The organism is Achromobacter sp. JUb104 (genome assembly GCF_024806975.1).
Taxonomy (GTDB): Bacteria; Pseudomonadota; Gammaproteobacteria; order Burkholderiales; family Burkholderiaceae_B; genus Achromobacter; species Achromobacter spanius.
Map to the genome: position 1 here is coordinate 1265396 of NZ_JANUEY010000002.1, position 18889 is coordinate 1284284.

At 63.8% G+C, this 18889-nt stretch carries 15 protein-coding genes and 1 pseudogene; 6 read left to right on the forward strand and 10 right to left on the reverse strand.

From position 1 onward, the window contains the following. The first annotated feature begins 28 nt into the window (after positions 1–28). The 4 genes from grxC to M2361_RS17605 are packed head-to-tail and all read left to right on the forward strand — an operon-like array spanning position 29 to position 3055. Entirely contained in the window at positions 29–286 is a 258-nt protein-coding gene (gene grxC, locus M2361_RS17590) for a glutaredoxin 3 (protein WP_100853981.1), read from the forward strand. 38 nt (positions 287–324) lie between these two features. Next, positions 325–873 carry a protein-export chaperone SecB gene (secB, locus tag M2361_RS17595; protein WP_259250915.1) on the forward strand — a complete coding sequence of 183 codons (549 nt, stop codon included), beginning with the start codon at positions 325–327 and terminating at the stop codon, positions 871–873. Between the two features lie 15 nt (positions 874–888). After that, positions 889–2013, forward strand: a complete 1125-nt coding sequence (locus tag M2361_RS17600; RefSeq protein ID WP_259250916.1) for an NAD(P)H-dependent glycerol-3-phosphate dehydrogenase — start codon at positions 889–891, stop codon at positions 2011–2013. 49 nt (positions 2014–2062) lie between these two features. Next, positions 2063–3055, forward strand: coding sequence for a tripartite tricarboxylate transporter substrate binding protein (locus M2361_RS17605; RefSeq protein ID WP_259250918.1), 993 nt, complete (start codon positions 2063–2065; stop codon positions 3053–3055). A 183-nt stretch (positions 3056–3238) separates the two neighbouring features. On the opposite strand, the gene M2361_RS17610 is transcribed toward M2361_RS17605, so the two are convergent. Beyond that, positions 3239–3709, reverse strand: coding sequence for a tRNA (cytidine(34)-2'-O)-methyltransferase (locus M2361_RS17610; protein ID WP_100853978.1), 471 nt, complete (start codon positions 3707–3709; stop codon positions 3239–3241). Between the two features lie 226 nt (positions 3710–3935). Continuing rightward, positions 3936–4373 (reverse strand): phosphoribosyltransferase family protein, encoded by a 438-nt coding sequence (locus M2361_RS29010; protein WP_310508919.1) that lies wholly within the window; start codon positions 4371–4373, stop codon positions 3936–3938. Between the two features lie 453 nt (positions 4374–4826). Between M2361_RS29010 and M2361_RS17620 the strand changes: the two genes are divergently transcribed. Continuing rightward, a complete protein-coding gene (locus tag M2361_RS17620; protein ID WP_259250919.1) occupies positions 4827–5762 on the forward strand; it encodes a methyltransferase domain-containing protein in 936 nt (311 codons plus the stop codon). Positions 5763–5799: 37 nt separating this feature from the next. On the opposite strand, the gene M2361_RS17625 is transcribed toward M2361_RS17620, so the two are convergent. From M2361_RS17625 to rsmB, 7 genes are all read right to left on the reverse strand, one after another. Beyond that, positions 5800–7041: a YbdK family carboxylate-amine ligase gene (locus M2361_RS17625; protein ID WP_259250920.1), complete on the reverse strand. Its 1242-nt coding sequence runs from the start codon at positions 7039–7041 to the stop codon at positions 5800–5802. A gap of 332 nt (positions 7042–7373) precedes the next feature. Beyond that, positions 7374–8843, reverse strand: a complete 1470-nt coding sequence (locus tag M2361_RS17630) for a TrkH family potassium uptake protein (protein ID WP_259250921.1) — start codon at positions 8841–8843, stop codon at positions 7374–7376. A gap of 52 nt (positions 8844–8895) precedes the next feature. After that, a complete protein-coding gene (gene trkA, locus M2361_RS17635) occupies positions 8896–10275 on the reverse strand; it encodes a Trk system potassium transporter TrkA (protein WP_259250922.1) in 1380 nt (459 codons plus the stop codon). Further along, a complete protein-coding gene (locus M2361_RS17640; RefSeq protein WP_259250923.1) occupies positions 10272–10964 on the reverse strand; it encodes a response regulator in 693 nt (230 codons plus the stop codon). Before M2361_RS17640 ends, trkA begins: the two co-directional genes overlap by 4 nt. Positions 10965–10975: 11 nt before the next feature. Next, a complete protein-coding gene (locus M2361_RS17645) occupies positions 10976–13288 on the reverse strand; it encodes an ATP-binding protein (protein ID WP_259250924.1) in 2313 nt (770 codons plus the stop codon). Then, a complete protein-coding gene (locus tag M2361_RS17650) occupies positions 13285–13875 on the reverse strand; it encodes a DUF4390 domain-containing protein (RefSeq protein ID WP_259250925.1) in 591 nt (196 codons plus the stop codon). The genes M2361_RS17645 and M2361_RS17650 overlap by 4 nt, the downstream gene beginning before the upstream one ends. A 39-nt stretch (positions 13876–13914) precedes the next feature. Continuing rightward, complete coding sequence (gene rsmB, locus M2361_RS17655; protein ID WP_259250927.1) at positions 13915–15252, reverse strand: 16S rRNA (cytosine(967)-C(5))-methyltransferase RsmB; 1338 nt, start codon at positions 15250–15252, stop codon at positions 13915–13917. A gap of 92 nt (positions 15253–15344) precedes the next feature. Between rsmB and M2361_RS17660 the strand changes: the two genes are divergently transcribed. Continuing rightward, positions 15345–15977, forward strand: a complete 633-nt coding sequence (locus M2361_RS17660; protein ID WP_259250929.1) for a LysE family translocator — start codon at positions 15345–15347, stop codon at positions 15975–15977. 1283 nt (positions 15978–17260) lie between these two features. On the opposite strand, the pseudogene M2361_RS17670 reads toward M2361_RS17660, so the two are convergent. After that, positions 17261–18829 (reverse strand): annotated as a pseudogene (locus M2361_RS17670) (hemagglutinin repeat-containing protein); the annotation flags it as partial. Positions 18830–18889 lie beyond the last annotated feature (60 nt).

Below are 18889 nucleotides of genomic sequence, written 5' to 3' on the forward strand. Positions count from 1 at the left end.
TTCAATCTTGAACTCGCAAGGAGCGCCTATGAATAAAGTCGTCATGTACAGCAAGGACTACTGTCCCTATTGCTCGCGCGCGAAGGCCCTGCTTGAGCAGCGTGGCGTGACCGACCTGGAAATCATCCAGATCGACCGCGACCCGTCACAACGCGATGTCATGATCGAACGTACCGGCCGACGCACCGTGCCGCAAATCTTCATCGGCGATAAACATGTCGGCGGTTGCGACGACCTGATGGCCCTGGACCGCTCGGGTGGCCTTGCCCCCTTGCTCAACGGCTAATCGCCTCTACTTTTGCCCCCCCACCAACGGAAATACTCATGGCTGATCAAGACCAAAACACCCAGCAAGAAGGCGGCAACGACGCGCCCTCGTTCAATCTGCAACGCGTCTACCTGAAAGACCTTTCGCTGGAAATGCCGAACGCGCCCCACGTCTTCCTGGAGCAAGAAGCGCCCCAGGTTGAAGTGAGCATCACCGTGGGCGGCCAGCGTCTGGCCGAAACCGTGTTCGAAACCACGGTCACCGTCACCGTCACCACCCGCATCAACGACAAGGTTGTGTACCTGGTCGAAGGCACGCAAGCCGGCATCTTCGAAGCGGCCAACATCCCCGAAGAGCAGCTGGATCCGCTGCTGGGCATTGTTTGCCCGACGATGCTGTACCCGTACCTGCGCGCCAACGTGGCCGATGCGATCACCCGCACCTCGATGCCGCCGCTGCACCTGACCGAAGTCAACTTCCAAGCCCTGTACGAACAGCGCCTGGCCGAGTTGCAACAGCAGCAGCAAGGCGCCGCCAACGGCAACGGCAATACCAACGGCAGCGATTCGGGCATCATCCTGCCCGCCAGCGCCACCCGTCAGTAAGCACGCCGCGCCCCGATGAACCATCCCGCTCAGCCGCGCTTGCGCGTTGCCGTCCTGGGTGCGGGAAGTTGGGGCACCGCGTTGGCGGCGGCCTCCAGCCGCCGCCACCCCACCCTGCTTTGGGCGCGCGACGCCGCGCAGGCCGCCAGCATGGCCGCCTCGCACGAGAACGCGCGCTACCTGCCGGGCATTTCCCTGCCCGCTTCCCTGAATTTTTCGTCCGATCTGGACGCCACGCTGCGCAGCCTGCAGGACGAAGCCGACGATGAGAACACCCGTCGTCTGATCGTGCTGGGCGTGCCCGTGGCCGGGCTGGCCGCCATCTGCGGCGAACTGGCCCGTCGGCTGCCCGTACTGGGCCTGCAAGACACCCCCATCGTCTGGACGTGCAAGGGCTTCGAAGCCGACACGGCCAGGCTGCCCCACGAGATCGTGCAAGAGGCCCTGCCCGGCGCGATCGGCGGCGCCTTGTCCGGCCCGTCCTTCGCGCGCGAAGTGGCCCAAGGCCTGCCCGTGGCGCTGACCGTGGCCAGCACCGATACCGGGCTGCGCGATGCCGCCACCTCTGCTTTCCACGGGGCGGCGCTGCGCGTCTACGCCAGTTCCGACCTGGTTGGCGTGGAGGTCGGCGGCGCCTTGAAAAACGTCATCGCGGTCGCCTGCGGCATCGGTGACGGGCTGGCGCTGGGCACCAATGCCCGCGCGGCACTGATCACGCGCGGCCTGGCCGAAATGACCCGCTTCGGCGTGGCGCTGGGCGCGCGCGGCGAGACCTTCGCCGGGCTGACCGGCCTGGGCGACCTGGTGCTGACCGCCACGGGCGAACTCTCGCGCAACCGTCGCGTAGGCCTGGAGATCGGCGCCGGCCGCAAGCTGGCCGACATTCTGGCCAGCGGCATCACCGCCGAAGGCGTGCGCTGTGCCCGCGCGGCGCGCGATCGCGCCCGCGCCATCAATGTCGAACTGCCCATTACCGAAGCCGTCTGCGCCGTGCTGTTCGACGGCGTTGCGCCCATGACCGCGGTGTCGGCGCTGCTGGCGCGCGACCCGCGCGATGAAAGTGCCGACGTCAATGCCAACCTCAGTGCCAACAGCAGCGCCAACGGCGCGCTGGACGATACGCTGGGCGGCCATCTTTGACCCCTCTCTAACAACAACACACACGCCCCACCCCGAGGAGACATCCGTCATGACGCAAACCCGCAAATTCCGGGTCGGCCCGCTTCTGCGCGGCCTGTGCCTGAGCCTGGCCGCCGTGCTGCCGGCCGCCGCCCATGCCGATTGGCCCGACCGCCCCATCCATATGGTCGTGCCGTTTCCGCCCGGGTCGTCGCCGGACATCCTGGCGCGCACGATCTCCGAGCCGCTGTCGCAGGCACTGGGCCAGCCCATCGTCATCGACAACAAGCCCGGCGCGGGCGGCAATATCGGCACGCGCGTGGTGTCGCAGGCCAAGCCGGACGGCTACACGTTGCTTTACACGATCAACGGCCCGCTGGTGACCGCGCCCACGCTGTACAAGAAAACGCTGGGCTACGACCCGCTGAAGGATCTGGCGCCGGTCACCCTGGTGGGCACCAGCCCGAACGTGCTGGTGGTGCCCGGCAGCCTGAAGGTCGATAACGTCCAGGACTTCGTCAAGCTGGTCAAGGAACGCGGCAATTCGTTGAACTACGGGTCGGTTGGGCCGGGCAGCTCGGCGCATCTGGCGATGGAGATGTTCAAGGAAAGCGCGGGCGTGGACCTGGCGCATATTCCGTATTCCGGCTTCCCGCAGGTGATTACCGCGATCATCGGGGGCGACGTGCAGGCAGGGTTTATGGTGCCGGCGATTGCAGTGCCGCAGGCGCGCGACGGCAAGGTAAAGCTGTTGGCGGTGACCAGCCTGCAAACCAGCGAGGCCTTGCCGGGCGTGCCGACGATGGCGTCGCAAGGGTATCCCGACTTTGAGGCGATTTCCTGGAATGCGGTGCTGGTGCCGGCGGGGACGCCGACGCCGATCATCGAGCGGTTGAATAGCGAGCTGGCGCGTGTGATCAATAGCGAGGCCGTGCGCAAGCAGTTGGCGTTGCAGTATTTCACCCCGGCGGCGTCGACGCCTGAGGCTTTGACGTCGCGGATCAAGAATGAGAAAGCGCGGTGGGATCAGGTGATTGAGCGGTTGAAGCTGTCGCTGGATTGATGGGTTTGCGTGGTTAAGAGGGGCGGGGGCGATGGTTTTTATTCGCCCCTGCTTTGTGGGGAGAGCGGTGTGGTTTCGCCGCTGTTTGATGGGTTTGCGCGTTGGAAGGCTGCGTTCTTAGGCAGGCTGTGACGCGCTACACCCATCCTACGATCAACGGAAGGTGGCGTTCTTGGGCGCCATTCACGATCCGCCTTCGAAGCCTTGTTGGCGCCAGGCTTCGAAGACGGTGACGGCGACGGCGTTGGACAGGTTCAGGCTGCGTTGGCCGGCGCGCATCGGCAGGCGCAGGCGCTGCTGGGGCGGGAACATCGCTTGATGCTCGTCGGATAGGCCGGCCGTTTCGCGGCCGAAGACGAAGACGTCGCCGGGCTTGAAGGCGATGTCGGCCACGCTGCGCTGCGCGTGCGTGGTCAGCGCGTAAATACTTGAGGCGTCGGCCCCCGTGTCATCCAGCGCTTCCTGCAGGGTGTCGTGTACCCGCACAGGCTGCCACTCGTGATAGTCCAGCCCGGCGCGCCGCATGCGGGCGTCATCCAATTCGAATCCCAACGGACGCACCAGATGCAACTGGGCGCCCGTGTTGGCGCACAGCCGGATGGCGTTGCCGGTGTTGGGGGGAATCTCGGGGCAGACGAGGATGACGTGGAACATGGCGAATAAGGAAGCAGGACGGAAGACGAGGACGGCTTGCGGCGCCAAGGTGGCGGCGTGGCGGGATTGTCGCCGATTTGTGGCGGAGGCGGGCTGAGGGCTCGGGGCTTCACCCACTTTGTGAGGCCGCCGCGCTGACGGCTAGGAACTTTGCCCGCCTTCTGGGGCAGCCGCACGGACGGCCCGGCGCTCCACCAGCGCGGTAACGAGGCCGATGCCTGCGCCATTACGGCGTGCGGGCGACCACCAGCACCGTTACCCCAGCCGCCCCCGCCGCCAATAGCGCGACCGCGGCGGCCTGCACGGTGCTGCCGGTGGTCATGACGTCGTCCACCACCGCCACGTGGCGGCCGCGCACCACTGTAGAGGCTTTGAACAGGCCGGCGGCCACCTGGCGCCGCGCGTGGCGGCCCAACGCCGTCTGCCTGGGCGTTTCTCGGCGCCGCCGCAGCGCTTGCCGGATCAGCGGCAGGTTCAGTTCGGCCGCCAGGCTGCGGGCGATCTCCGCCGCCGGGTTCATGCCGCGTGCGCGCAGCGACGCGCGGCTGGCGGGCACGGGCGCCAGCAAGACGCCATCGGGTAGCCTTGGTTCATGGCGGATGGCCTCAGCCAGCAAACGGGCCAGCACCGGCGCCATGCTCAGGCGCAGTTGCGTCTTCAACATCCTGATCAGCGCGTCGGCGGGTGGAACGTAGTCAAAGGCCGCGATCGTCCGCCCATAAGCCCTTGGCGCGCCGAGACAGGCGGGGCAAATTGGCGCCTGAAGTGGGGCTGGGGCCGGGGCCGGAATTGGAGCCGAGGCCGTGCTCGAAGCCATGTCCTCGCTCAACGCCGAGGCCACCACCGAAGCAATAATCGGCAACCGCAGCGCGCAGCGCGGGCATCTCGGACGCCCGCCCGGAGGCGCGGCGGTGATGTCGTCCGCGCAGCCGCCGCACAGGCGCGCGCCCGCCACTCGCGCCCCGCACAGCGGGCAATCGCAGCCCACGCGGGACCAAAGCCGCCGCCCCATGGCCTGTAGGGGCAATCGAATTCGTCGGCCGGGATGCGTAATAATGGATGCCATTCCTCATGAAACCATGTTCCGCCCCGCGGCCAAGACGCGGGCGCGACCGAAATGTCCCTGCCAGAATCCGCACCGCTACCCACCCTTCCCATCGTCAGCGCCGACGTACCCCGGCAGTTCGCCCGCCGTGGCGACTTATCCGACGCCCAGTTCCTTTATGGCGAAGTGGCGCGCCGCATGCTGGGCCGCTTGCAATACATCCGCGTGCAGCCGCAAGCCATGCTGGACGCGGGCTGCGGCGCGGGAGACAACCTGCCCCTGCTGCGCGAGCGCTATCCCGACGCGGGCTACACCGGCCTGGACAACTGCGAGCCACTGCTGGAACTGGCTAGAAAGCGCCATGCCCCCGCGGGCTTGGGCGCCTGGATCGGCAAGCTGGCCCGGCGCGGGCCCGCCGCACCCAGCTTCGTCAACGCCGACCTGGCGGAAACCGGGCTGGCCCCCGAATCATTGGAGCTGGTGTGGTCCAACCTGGCGATGCATTGGCACCGCGCCCCGCATGCTGTGCTGGCGGAATGGCGCCGCATCCTGAAGGTGGGCGGGCTGGCGATGTTTTCCTGTCTGGGGCCGGCCACCCTGCGCGAATTGCGGCAAGCGCTGGCCGATGCGGGCCTGGCCACCGCCACGCCGTCCTTCGTGGACATGCATGACTTTGGGGACTTGCTGGTGGAAAACGGCTTCGCTGACCCCGTCATGGACCAGGAGATTCTGACGCTGACCTACCGCAGCCCGGAAAAGCTGCTGGCCGACGTCCGAGCGCTGGGCGGCAACCCCGCCGAAGGCCGGCGCGGCGGGCTGGTCGGACGAGACTGGCGTAACCGCCTGTGCGCTGCGCTGGAAGCACAGCGCCGCCCCGACGGTCTGATCGCATTAAGCATCGAAGTGGCTTACGGCCATGCCTGGCGCGCCGCGGCGCATCGCACGGTGGCGGGCGAGACCCGCCTGTCCGTCAGCGCCATCGGCGGCCGGCATCGCGGTAACCCCTGAAACAGGGGCCACCACTACTGCTAACTACGACTGCTACTTAGTGCAAGCGTTCCGGCAACGGCACGCTGACACCGGGTTCCGACGCCGACAAGGGCTGCATCGGTTCGGAATTTGCCCGGATGCGCCGACGCAGCACGGCGGTGGGCTCAGCCGGCGGGGCTGCCACCGTTTCACCACGCCAAGCGTGCGTCATGGCGTCAACCATCAACGGCAGGTCGCGCAGGCGATGGAACTGGCTGCGCAGCCAGCGCGAATCGTTGCCGCTGCGCATGGCCTCGTCGCGCAGCGTGGCGATCATGTCGCCCGTGCCCAACTCTTCGGCCACCGGCATCAGGCGCTGGAACAGCGTGCGCAGGTGGTCCATCAGGCGCAGCCGCTGGCCGTCCGGCGTCACGTAACTGCCCTGCAAGCCAAAACGGCAGGCCTGGAAGTGGTTGCTGCGATAGGACAGCCAGGCATTGTCGCTGGGGTCGTCCTCGCGCATCAGCAGCACGGCCAAGGCCTGGGCGAACGCGGCGATCTGGCAGGCGCGTTCCACGGTCAGAGGCGTGTCGCAGACCCGGATCTCGACCGTGCCGAATTCCGGCTTGGGGCGAATGTCCCAATACAGGTCCTTGATGCTCTCGGCCAGCCCGTAGGCGCGCAGTTGCGACAGATGGGCCTCGAACTGATACCAGTCCTTCACCTCGGGCGGCATGTGGCCGGCCAGGGGGAAGCTATTGACGGCGTTCAGGCGCGAGCACGAGAACAGGGTGTCCACACCCTCGCAGTACGGCGACGAGGCCGACAGCGCGATGAAGTGGGGCACGTAGGGCGACAGGCGGCGCAACAGCTTGATGGAGTCATCGCCACTTTTCACGCCCAGATGGATGTGCTGGCCGAAGACCGTAAATTGACGCGCCAGGTAACCATACATTTCGGCCAGGTACTGGAAGCGCGGGGTGTCCGAAATGGATCGTTCCTGCCAACGCATGAAGGGGTGGGCGCCGCCGCCGGCCACCGACACGCCAACCGCGTCGGCCGCTTCGACCAAGGCATCGCGCATCTCGCGCATTTCGGCCAACAGGCCCATGGGGTGCTCGTGCACCGAGGAATTCAGTTCGATCATGGACCGCGTGATCTCGGGTTTGACGCGGTCGGCAATGGGGTGGTTGGCCATCTGGGCCAGCAATTCGTCAGAGGCGGCGGTAAGGTCAAAACTGCGAGGGTCGATCAGTTGCAACTCTAGTTCGATGCCCAGGGTGTTGGGGGCCGACGAAATGAACGGGATCGGTTCCATTCCGGACTCCTTTGAATGTTTGATATGAGGGGACGCGCCGTTCGACCTTGAAGCCCGGTAACTTCCCGGGGGGCACTAGACGGCGGCTTGTGGAATGCATGATAGCCGCAGGTTTGTGGCAATACGATTGAAAATCGTGACATTTGTGTGCAACATCGCGTAGCACACGGTTTTGCCCTCTGAAGATAAGTGAGCAAGCGCTTACAAGTCAGGAACGACGCGGGTTGCCAAGCGATGGCGTCCGGAATCGCAGCAACCAAGCGGTTTTCGGAGAGGGGTGGGATAACCCTTTATCGGGTTATTCCGGAGAGGCTTTGGGGGTCAGCGCCCCCTTATTTGCGCCAGAACATGGGGGTGAACAGCACCAGCACGGTCAGCAATTCCAGGCGGCCGATCAGCATGGCGAAGGTGCAGACCCAGATCTGGAAATCGGACAGCACCGCAAAGCTGCCCATGGGCCCAACGGGCCCGAGCCCGGGGCCGGTGTTGTTGATGGTGGCAAATATGGCCGAGAACGCCGTGATGGGGTCCAACCCAGACAACAGCAGCAGGCTGGTGAACACGGCGATGGACAGCCCGTAGATCAGCATGAAGGCCAGCACGGACGACATGGTGCGCCCTTCCACCGCCCGGTCGTTGATGCGCACCGGGCTGACGGCATGCGGGTGCAGCATCGTCACCAGTTCATTGCGGGCTTGCTTGACCAGCAAAATGGCGCGAATCATCTTGATACCGCCCCCGGTTGACCCGGCTGACGTGGCAAAGCCCGAGAGCAGCAGCATGGTCAGCGGTGCAAACAGGGGCCACTGGGCGAAGTCGGTATTCGCGTAGCCGGTGGTGGTAGCCATGGAAATGGTGTTGAACATGCCAAAGCGCAGCGCTTCCAGAGGCTCGTCGTAGACGCCCTTGATGTACAGGAACACTGAAATGACCAGGCCTGCTCCCAGCACCACGACCAGGTACGGGATGGCTTGCGGGCACTGCGCGTAGGCGCGCGCGCTGCGCTGGCGAAAGGCGTTGAAATGGGTGGCAAAGTTGATGCCCGCGATCACCATGAACACCATGGCGACCATTTCCACGGCTACCGAATCGAAGTGGGCAAAGCCGTCGTCCCAGGTCGAAAAGCCGCCCAGCCCCATGGTGGTGGCCATGTGGCACCAGGCTTCAAACCAGGACAGGCCCACCGCGCGGTACGCCAGGAAGCACAGAATCGAAAACACGAAGTACACCGCGTACAGCGCCTTGGCGGTACTGGCGATGCGGGGCGTCAGGCGTTCATCCTTCATGGGGCCGGGCGTTTCGGCCCGCACCACTTGGTGGCCGCCCACCCCCAGCAGCGGCAAAATCGCCACCGCCAGCACCAGGATGCCCATGCCGCCAATCCAGACCAGCGTGGCGCGCCACAGGTTGATGGATGCCGGCAAGGCGTCCAGGTTGGTCAGCACCGTGGCGCCCGTCGTGGTCAACCCAGACATGGCCTCGAAATAGGCGCTGGTGAATGACAGCGGCAAGCCGGCCCGGTGAAAGTAGAGCAGCAGCGGGATCGACGCCAGCAACGGCAGGCCGGCCCACACCGCGGACACCAGCACGAAGCCGTCACGCGCGCGAAGCTCGCAGCGGCTGCGCCGCGTCACGGCGGCAAGACCGCCCCCGATGCCCAGCGAAAGCAGGAAGCCGTGCAGGAAAGCGTCGCGCGCCGCGTCGCCGCCCAGGTAGGCGATCGCCAGCGGGATCAGCATGGTGAGGGCGAACATCACCATGGTCAGCCCAAGGATATAGAGGGTTCCGAGAACTCGATTCATGGAGCTTATCCGGCGACACTCGGCCCGCGGCGGAGCATGGGCAAGGTGCGCATCAGAAGAAGGACGCGGAAACTTGGAACAGCTTTTCCACGCGCGGCATCTGCCGGCGCGAGGGCACGAAGACGATCACGTGGTCGTTCGTTTCAATAATGGTGTCGGCATCCGGCAGGATGATCTCGTCGTCGCGTACCAGCGCGCCAATGCTGGCGCCCTTGGGCAGGCTGATCTGGCCCACCGGCCGGCCAACCACCTTGGACGTGGAGCGGTCGCCGTGCGCAATGGCTTCCAGCGCCTCGGCCACGCCTTGGCGCAAACGGTGCACTGCGGCCACGTCACCGCGCCGCACGTGGCGGAGCAATTCGCTCATCGTTGCCTGCGAAGGCGACACGGCGATGTCGATATGGCTGCCCTGCATCAGTTCGCCATAGGCCTGGCGGTTGATCAGCGCGATCACCTTGCGGGCGCCCAGCCGCTTGGCCAGCAGCGAAGACATGATGTTGTCCTCGTCGTCGCTGGTCAGGGCAAGCCAGGTGTCCATGTCTTCGATGTTCTCGCGCTCCAGCAAGGCTTCGTCCGTGCCGCTGCCGTGCAGCACCAGCACGCTATCGGGCAGTTGGGTCGCCAGGTATTCGCAACGCTTCAGGTCACGTTCGATGATGCGAACGCTGTATTTTTCTTCGGCCAACTGACGCGCCAGGCGCAGGCCGATGTTGCCGCCGCCCGCGATCATCACGCGGCGCACGGCCCGTTCGGCATCGCGCAATTGCCGCACGGCGCGGCGCGCGTCGCGCGAATCCACCACCAGCACAACCTCGTCGCCCGGCGCGATGACGGTGCCGCTGCCGGCCCGTAGCGGGCGCCCGCCGCGCAGCACGTCGATGACGCGCGCCTTCACATCGGGCCAGACGTCACGCAGCTTGTCGACGGGCGAATGCGCCATCGGGCTGCCATGCCCCACGCGCACGGTCACGACCGACACGCGCCCTTCGGCAAACTCCACCACCTGTAGCGCTTCGGGAAATTCAATCAGGCTATGCAGATAGGTCGTGACGCTGCGTTCGGGGCTGATCAGCGCGTCGATGCAAAAGCCCTCTTCGCTCATGAGTTCCGGGTGTTCCGGGAACTCGGCCGAGCGGATGCGGGCAATGCGACGGGGGATGTTGAACAGTTGGCGGGCGATCTTGCACGCCACCATGTTGGCGGCGTCAGAGGCCGCACAGGCGATGAACAGGTCGGTATCGGCCGCGCCGGCGGCTTCCAGCACCGACACCTGCGAGCCGTCGCCATGGACGACACGCAGGTCAAAGTGTTCTTGCAGGTAGCGAAGCTGCGTGGGGTCGGTATCCACCACGGTGATGTCGTTTTCTTCGGACACCAGGTTTTCGGCCACGCTGGTGCCTACGCGACCAGCGCCCATGATCAGGATTTTCATGTGCTGCGCTTGCGCGCCGACTCAATGCCCAATTGCTTGAGCTTGCGATACAGGTGGGTGCGTTCCAGGCCGGTGCGCTCGGACACGCGCGTCATGCTGTGGCTTTCGCGTACCAAGTGGTATTCGAAATAGATGCGTTCGAACTCGTCGCGCGCTTCGCGCAAGGGCTGGTCCAGCGAAATGGTGCCCAGTTGACCGTTGGACGCCACCGGGACTTCGTTGGCGGGCGCCGCCGTCAAAATGGGAGGATCCAGCTCGTCTTCAAGCGCCACAGCCGTGTTGGCGACCGCCGAATGCACGGCGACAGGCGCCGGTTGCGGTGCACGCCCGCGCGCCAGGCCCGCCGCCACGGTCTTGAGCAAGCGTTGCAGCGTGATGGGCTTTTCCAGGAAATCCATGGCGCCGATGCGCGTGGCTTCAACCGCGGTGTCGATGGTGGCGTGGCCGCTCATCATGATCACCGGCATGTCGAGCAGGCCTTGCGAGCCCCATTCTTTCAGCAAACTTACGCCGTCCGTGTCCGGCATCCAGATGTCCAGCAACACCAGATCAGGACGCATGCGAAGGCGTGCCGCGCGCGCTTGCGCCGCGTTCTCGGCCAGTTCGACCGTGTGCCCTTCGTCGTAAAGGATCTCTGACAAAAGCTCGCGTATACCGACTTCGTCGTCAACCACCAGAATTCTGGCCATAAAGCATCCACCTATTGCGTAGCCGCATTATCCTTTTCTTGCGCGGTCGCGTCCATAGTATCTGCCCCGGTCGCCAACCGGGTCAGCAAGATGGAAATCCGCGCGCCCCCTTCCTTGCGGTTCGCAAGGTCGATACGTCCGCCGTGCTCTTCCACAATCTTGCGTACGATTGCCAATCCTAACCCAGTCCCGTGGGACTTTGTGGTTACGTAGGGCTCGAACGCACGCTGCATCACCTGCGCCGGAAAGCCCGGCCCGGTGTCTGCCACGGTAAATCTCAAGGCTTGCTGGTCGGCCCGGTCGGGCTGCTCGCTGCGCATCAACTGCGTCGTCACGCTGACCCGCCCGTCACCGCCCAGTTCGGCAATCGCGTCGCGCGCGTTGGACAGCAGGTTGTGAATGACCTGGCGCAGTTGGGTCGGGTCGCCCTCGATGTCGGGCAGGCCCGGCGCCAGCGTCACATCCAGATTCATGGCCTTGCCGGTGATGCGGGACGCCCCGCCATCGGGCTCCCAGCCATACAGCGACAGCACGTCGGCCACCAGCGCGTTGAAGTCGATGCGCTGCATCACGGCAGGCGGCGTGCGGGCGTATTCGCGGAAATCGTCCACCATCTGCTTCAGCGACGCCACCTGGTTGACGATGGTATTGGTGGACCGCTGGACGATCTGCGCCTCCGCCGGTTGCAGCTTGCCTTCCAGTTTCATGGCCAACCGTTCGGCCGACAACTGGATGGGAGTAAGCGGATTCTTGATTTCATGCGCCAGGCGCCGCGCCACTTCGCCCCAGGCCACGGTGCGGTTGGCGGAAATCACTTCGGTAATGTCGTCGAACACCACCAGATAGCCGTTGCCGCGCCCGTCCACGCGCAAATGGGTGCCGCGCGCCAGCAAGGTGAGCGGCTGCGACGCGGTGGCGGCATCGCCCTGGCCAGGGTTGATTTCGAATTGCTGCTGCCAATGCTGGCGTTCCGATCCGACCGCCGCATGCGTGGAAAACGCCTGTCGAACAATGTTCGCAAATTCAAGCATGCCGTCCACCGTTTCCAGCGGACGGCCGATTACCGAACGCAGGTCCACCCCCAGAATGGTCTGGGCGCCCTGGTTAACAGTGGTAACGCGGAACGACTCGTCGAACACCAGCACCCCGGAGGAAAGGTTCGACAGCACGCTTTCCAGATAGACGTTGGACCGCTCCAACTGCTGGCGATTGCTCTCGACCATGCGGCGCGCTTCATCAAGTTGGCGCGTCATGGCATTGAACGAGCGCGTCAACTGGCCCACTTCGTCGCGCTCCGGGGGCTCGGGCAGTGGCCGGTAATCGCCCACGCCCACCGCCTGCGTGCCGCCCGCCAGGCTGAGCAAGGGTCTCACCAGGCGCTTGGACAGCGACAGCGCCACGGCGATGGCGCCGAACGCGGCCAAGAGCAGGGCCAAGGTCAGGGTGATGCCGTAAAGCTTGCGCAAGCCCAGCCGCGACAACGCCAGCTCTTGATAATCCCGAAACCCCTGCTGCACCAGATTGGCGTTGTGCGCGATCTGCTCCGGCACCGGCTGCAGCAATTGCAGCCAGCGCGGCTCGGACGAGCCAAGCAGGTTGTCATAGCGCTCGGGCCCGGTCAGCGGAATCACCACACGCAGGTGCAGCCCGCCTTCGGCTCCCGCCGTAACGGGGTCATCTGCTTCGGCGGCGGAATAGCCGCGTGCCAGCCGAAGCTGGTTCATGACCGTGGACGGGGGCATGGCGGGCATCAACTGGCCGTACTGGCTGGTGGAAAACGCCACCATGCGGCCGCTGCCCGTGAACACCATGGCCTCTTGCACGCCATTGGCCTCGCGCAGCCGGGTCAGCGCCAGCGTCACCCCGCTGTCCGTGTTGCGGTTCAGTTCGACGGCCATGGAGCGCGCGCGGGCGTCCAGATCGGCCAGCAGCGAATCCAGCGCCGCGCGGCCCAGGTTCAGGCCGGCTTCCAGCGCCGTATCCACCCGCACGTTGAACCACGATTCAATGGACCGCGACATGAACTGCACCGACACGGTGTAGATCAGCGCGCCCGGCACCACGCCGATCAGCGCGAACGCCAGGGAAAAGCGCGCGGTCAGCCGCGCGCCGAACTGCCGGCGCCGGATCTGGCGCGCCAGCCGCACCGTCAGCGCCACCACCCAGACAAACAGCGCCAGGGCAAAGATGCCGTTCAACACCAGCAGCGTGTCGTAATAGCGCGCAAAGCGCGAGGCGTTGCCCGTGGACCATGCCAGCAAGCCCAGCAACGCCAGGCCGCTTACGGCACCTACCATCAGGGCCAGCCGGAGCAACAGCCTCATGAGGGATCTTTCTCCTTGTCGCTCAGCGTGAACGAGAAGTCCATCCAGGGCGTGCTCTGCGCCCACGAACTGCTATTCAAGGCGTTGACCTGGAACGGCCGGGGCAACAACGACGTATCCAGGCGCAGCCGGATCTGTCCGCCGTAGAGCACGTCGGCATCAAAGTCAGCGGCATCCGCCACCGACCAATTGCGTATATGCCGGATGACGCTCATCGCATCGTCCAATGAAGCGACCGGAAAGGACAGTTCGCCCACGCCCGCGCGCCATTGCCGCGTCAGCGCGTTATAGATGACGCGCCAGGTGCGCGAGGTGTCCACCAGCGACTCGTCGAACCACCACCAGCGTTCACGCGTCACGGTAAGGTCGGCCGTGAAATACAAGGGGATGCCGCGTTGGGCCGCATCCCGCAACTGCTGATTCAGTTCAAATTCGATATCCGCATCGAATTCAAGCTTGCCATTGCGCACCGCCGGCTCAACCCGCGTCACCTGCGGTTCGGCGGCATGCACCTCACCGCCCGGCACCGTGGAAAGCAAGGTAGATACCAGCAACAACCCTAGAAATAAACGCGAAATAATGGACATACGACACCGCAACACCGTTATGCCCCTATTCTTGGTGATTCAGGACTGCTTGGCAAACAAGGCATAGAAAAAGCCGTCATGTTGCTCGACGGGTGTTGCATTGAGCGCAACTGGCAGCAACTGCCCCGGCGCGTCCAACCGTTGGGCCTCGGGATGGCGCTGCAAAAACTCAAGCGCCTGGCGCGCCCCTTCAATCGGGAAGACCGAGCACGTCACATACAACAGACGGCCACCGGGCGCGACGGTTTTCCACAGGGAGTCCAGAATTCGGGCCTGCAACGTGGCCGTGCGGCGCACATCGTTTTCCCGGCGTAACCAGCGAATGTCGGGGTGGCGGCGCACGATGCCCGAGGCCGTGCAGGGCACGTCCGCCAGCACTGCGTCAAAGGGCGTGCCGTCCCACCAGGCGTCCAGGTCAGCGGCGTCGGCCGCTTCCAGGTGCACGCGCTTGCTTGCCAGGCCCAGACGGTCCAGGTTTTGCTCCACCCGTTCCAGCCGTTCGCCGTCGGCGTCCAGCGCCACCAGGTCGATATCGGCCAGTTCCAGCAGGTGCGCTGTCTTGCCGCCGGGCGCCGAGCAGGCATCCAGCACCCGCATGCCGTCGGCGGGCGCCAGCAGCTCAGCCGCCAATTGCGCCCCCGCATCCTGCACCGACCACCAACCTTCGGCAAAGCCGGGCAACTGCGTCACGGGCTTGGGGCTGCCCAGCACCACGCCGGCCTGGCCAACCGGCTGCGCTTCCAGGCCTGCGGCTTCGAAGGCGGCCAGTACCTGTTCGCGGCTGGCGCGGCGGCGGTTGACGCGCAAAGTCAGGGGTGCCGGCACATTGGCCGATTCCAGAATCCGCTGCCAGTCCTGCGGGTAGGCGATTCCCAATTGCTTGACCCACCAGCCGGGGTGATTCCATTGCGCCTCGGGGCTGTCGGCCACCGCGGCTTCCAGCGCCGCGCGCTCGCGCAGGAAGCGACGCAAGCAGGCATTCAGCATGCCCTTGAACGACGCCAGGCTGCGGGTGTTGGAGGCGGCCGTCACAGCCTGATCCACCACCGTGTGGGCCGCGTAGACCGGCATGCCGGGCAACTGCGCAGCGGCCTCGCCTTCTTCTTTCAGCAGGGTCAAGGAAACCAGCAGCAGCGATTCGAACAACACGCTGGGGTAACGCTGCACCAATTCCCGGCCCACGGCGTCGGCCCAGCCCAGATAGCGCATCGCATGAAACGACACCGCCTGGGTGGCCGGGCGCAGGGCAACACTGACGTCGGTCAACGCGTCCGTCAGGGAACGGCCGTCCAGCACGCCCTCGACCACCCCCGCGCTGGAAAGAAGAACGGAGGACAGCGGAGGGGCAAGATGGGGGGAGTCGGAACGCGTGGACATGGTGGGAATTCTGAGGATAAGACCGATATGGTAGCCGGACCTGGACGATTGGCGCTGGCAGCGTCAAACTGGCCGCTGCCTAGGAGCGCTTTATGTCCACCACCACGCTACTGCTGTTCATCCTGGCCTCGGCCGTCGCCATCATGACGCCCGGCCCCACCACCCTGCTTGCCATGAGCAACGGCTCGCGCCACGGCGTGCGGGCCGCTGGCTGGGGCATGGCGGGCGCGGTGCTGGCGGATCTGATCCTGGTCGGCTCGGTGGCGTCCGGCCTGGGCGTGGTGCTGGCCGCCTCTGAAGTCGCCTTTCAGATCATTAAATGGGTGGGCGCGGCGTATCTGGCGTATCTGGGTTGGAAGATGCTGCGGTCGGATTCAGCGTTGGTCTTGCCGACAGCCACGGCGGTTGACGGCCGCCCGGTTGGCCTGGCGCTGGGCGTGCGCAGTTTTCTGGTGGCGCTGACGAATCCCAAGGCGCTGTTATTCATGTCGGCGTTCTTGCCGCAGTTTATTGATCCGCAGGCGCCCCTGCTAATGCAATACGCCATCGTGGCGGGGGTGCTGGGGACGATTAATGTGCTGACGATGCTGGTTTATGCCGCATTGGGTGCGCAGTTGGTGCGGGTGTTTAGAGGGTCGGGGCTACGGTGGCTGAATCGGGTTTGTGGGGGAGTGATGATGGGGCTGGGGGGGATGTTGGCGTTGTATCGGCGGGGGGTGGAGTAGGTGGTGTGGAAGGGGCTGCTTGGGGGCTCATTTAGAGGTCTGCCAGCTACTCCAATCAATTAGGTACTTCTTCGACACCGCTCCGAGCTGGCTATCCACTTTTCTTTCAAGATCGCTGTCTTTAGAAATCTGTGAATTTATAGCCTCGAGCAAACCTGTTGCGACAGCGGTATTGAGGACAGCATCGGAAGAATTTATCCACAAAAATTGTGTGCACTTCTTCCATAAATTCCTTGCAGAGCATTATGAAGATCGCACAGGAAATTCTGCGCCGACGACGATCACTAAATAACGCATCCGGATTAGCATTCAACCACTTCTGAAATGCGGCCGGGTACACTTTTGCTTTCGAGTATGGATCCAAAAACTTGACTCCCAGCAAGGTCAGCGATTAACGTCCTGACCCTTTTCCACCATATGAATTACAGCCAGTTCAATGCCTTAACCGCCCGCCCCTAAATAAGGTGTCAGCTACGTTTTCCGGCAAGATCTGCCTGAAATTGCAGTATGACACCTTATTTTTTCCCATATTTCCATGGCGCTCACTTCATCCTTACTGATCGGATATGCCCAACCTGCCTGCCGTAGGGCTATAAATCACTTCTAAACCGCCATTCTTAGACCACGTAGCCTGACCACCCTAAGTTTTACTTTTACTTCTGGGCTAGATTATCCAACGTTTTGCCCCTCTAAGCTCGACATAAGAAAACACATTTATTAAGTGCACCTTGCGCCCGGAATATCCCCCACGAAAAAATTCCTTGTTCTTGTGTGCGGTCGGCACTATATCGACGCCCTTGAAAATTAGCCGGATAAATGATCCATGCCATCAAGCACTGAACCAAGCGCTTGAAGCAAATTCCTTGCAAATTCTACATTTACGCCAATTCGCGTCTCGAATTCAAACACCTCTATCCCGTTACATATTTCATTTAACGCACCATGCAAGACCACGATCTCGTCTCGGCTAAGGCCAACGTTCGCTAAGTCACGCGAAGAACTGATCATTTCCACAGCAATCACCTCAAACCATCAAAGTACGCTTTCCCATTCACAGGACGGAATGCCGTGCCACCATCAACCGCTTTAGGGTTTCTAATAACGACTGTACCACTCACATTATCCCAGTATGCAGTGCGCCCACCACTTAACTCACGAAATGCGGTTGGTTTATTAACGACGTTTTCGATATGCAAGGCAAACTGTTCGCGAGTAGTTATGCCCAAATAAGGTGTCAGACTACGTTTTCCGGCATGACCTCCCTGAAATTGCAGTCTGACACCTTATTTCGCCGGCACTGCCGCCCTCGGATCAATCGACGCAGCAATCCCTGCGACGATGCTGCTAATCAGGTTGACTCGCGCTTGCGCCTCTTCAGGTGACCATTCCTTGGCGTTGGCTCCATCCATGCTCTCCAGCAGCTTGCTCAGCACAACCCCAGAAAACGCGCCCGCACCGCCGGCACCACACGATGCGCCTTGCGCAGCAGCCCCCGCGCAACCCAATACCGCATGCGGCGCTGCGTGCCCGACGGAACCCTCGCCGCCCAGCGCACCACTCAACTCCTTGATCTTCGCTGCGCCCAGGGTCTGCAGGTAATTGACGGCTGTAGCTTGGATGAACTGGCTGCTGCTCCCGGTCACGTTGCCGCTGACCGCGCCCAAAATGATCGTGGCCCATTGGCTGGACGTCCCTTGGCTGCCCCATTTGCTTTCTAGGTCAGCATATTCTTGGGCGGCTTTAGCTCGGTCAGCGTACGAAAGCGACTTATCTTCCGAACGCCCCCTAGCGTCTTGAATTTCCTTGCCCCGATTCACCAAAAACTGCCCCACCTGCCGGCCAGCTTCCCCCACGATCTCGAACCCGGCCCGAATCTCCTTCTCGTTAAAAATCGGATCCAGGCTGTTCAACGTATCCTGGCTGTCGCGGTTCAGTCCGGCGATCACCTCGGCCGCCGTTTGTCCTGTCTGCGCCTTCTGCCCCGCCTCGTCGCGAATGACGACCGTGCCGCCGCTGATACCGCTGAGCGTGGTGGAGCTGGACTGGCCGCTGGCGCCCATGACGACGGGCACGCCCATGCTGATGCCGTTTGCGCTGGCCAGCTTCGAGTTCGGCGTCGCCTTGCTTCCGCCTGCGACCTCCCCCTTCCCGTCGGTGCCGATGTTGCTCTGGTCCTTGTCGCCGTCCTTCCCGCCGCTTTTGCCGCCATCCTTGCCGCCACCAAAGCTCACGCCTCCGCCCAACTGAAGGGATTGCCCTTCGTAGCTGGCGCGGTTTTCGACGTCGCGGCTGGTCAGGGTGCCGGTGGTCAGGACGTTCTTGCCATCGGCAACCGCCTTGTCGCTGCTGGAAATGACTCCACCGATCAGTCCGGTGTTCTTGGCCACATCAATCTGGAAGCCGCCGTCGCCCGCCGACAGGCCCGTCTGTTCCGTGACGCTGGCGTACTGGCTGTTGATCTTGCTGTGGCCGTAGTTGCCGCTGACCGAACTGGCGCCGTAGCACAGGGGCGGTATGCACAGGCTTACCTGCACGCCCACGCTGCGGTCGCGCGCGGCGTAGTGGCTGATGTCCTGCAGGCTTTCGACAACAAGGTTGCCACCCACCGTCGCCATAATCCGGTCGGCGCTGGCTTGCGCGCCGCGCAAGACCGTGTCGCCGCCGGAGTTCATGGTCAGGTTGCCGCCGGCCTGGACATGGGTGTTGTTCCACGTCGTATCCCGGCCATCGCTTTTGTTCTTGCTGCCGCCAGCCGCCAGGTTGATGCTGACGCCGTTCTGGGTTCCACCGATCGAAAAGCCCACTCCGACACTGGCGTTGCTGCTCTTGCCGTCAGTATTCTGGCTGGCGGTACTCTGCTGGGCGGCCTGACTTTTTCAATTTGATTTCTACGGCGAACAAGGCCTCCGCGC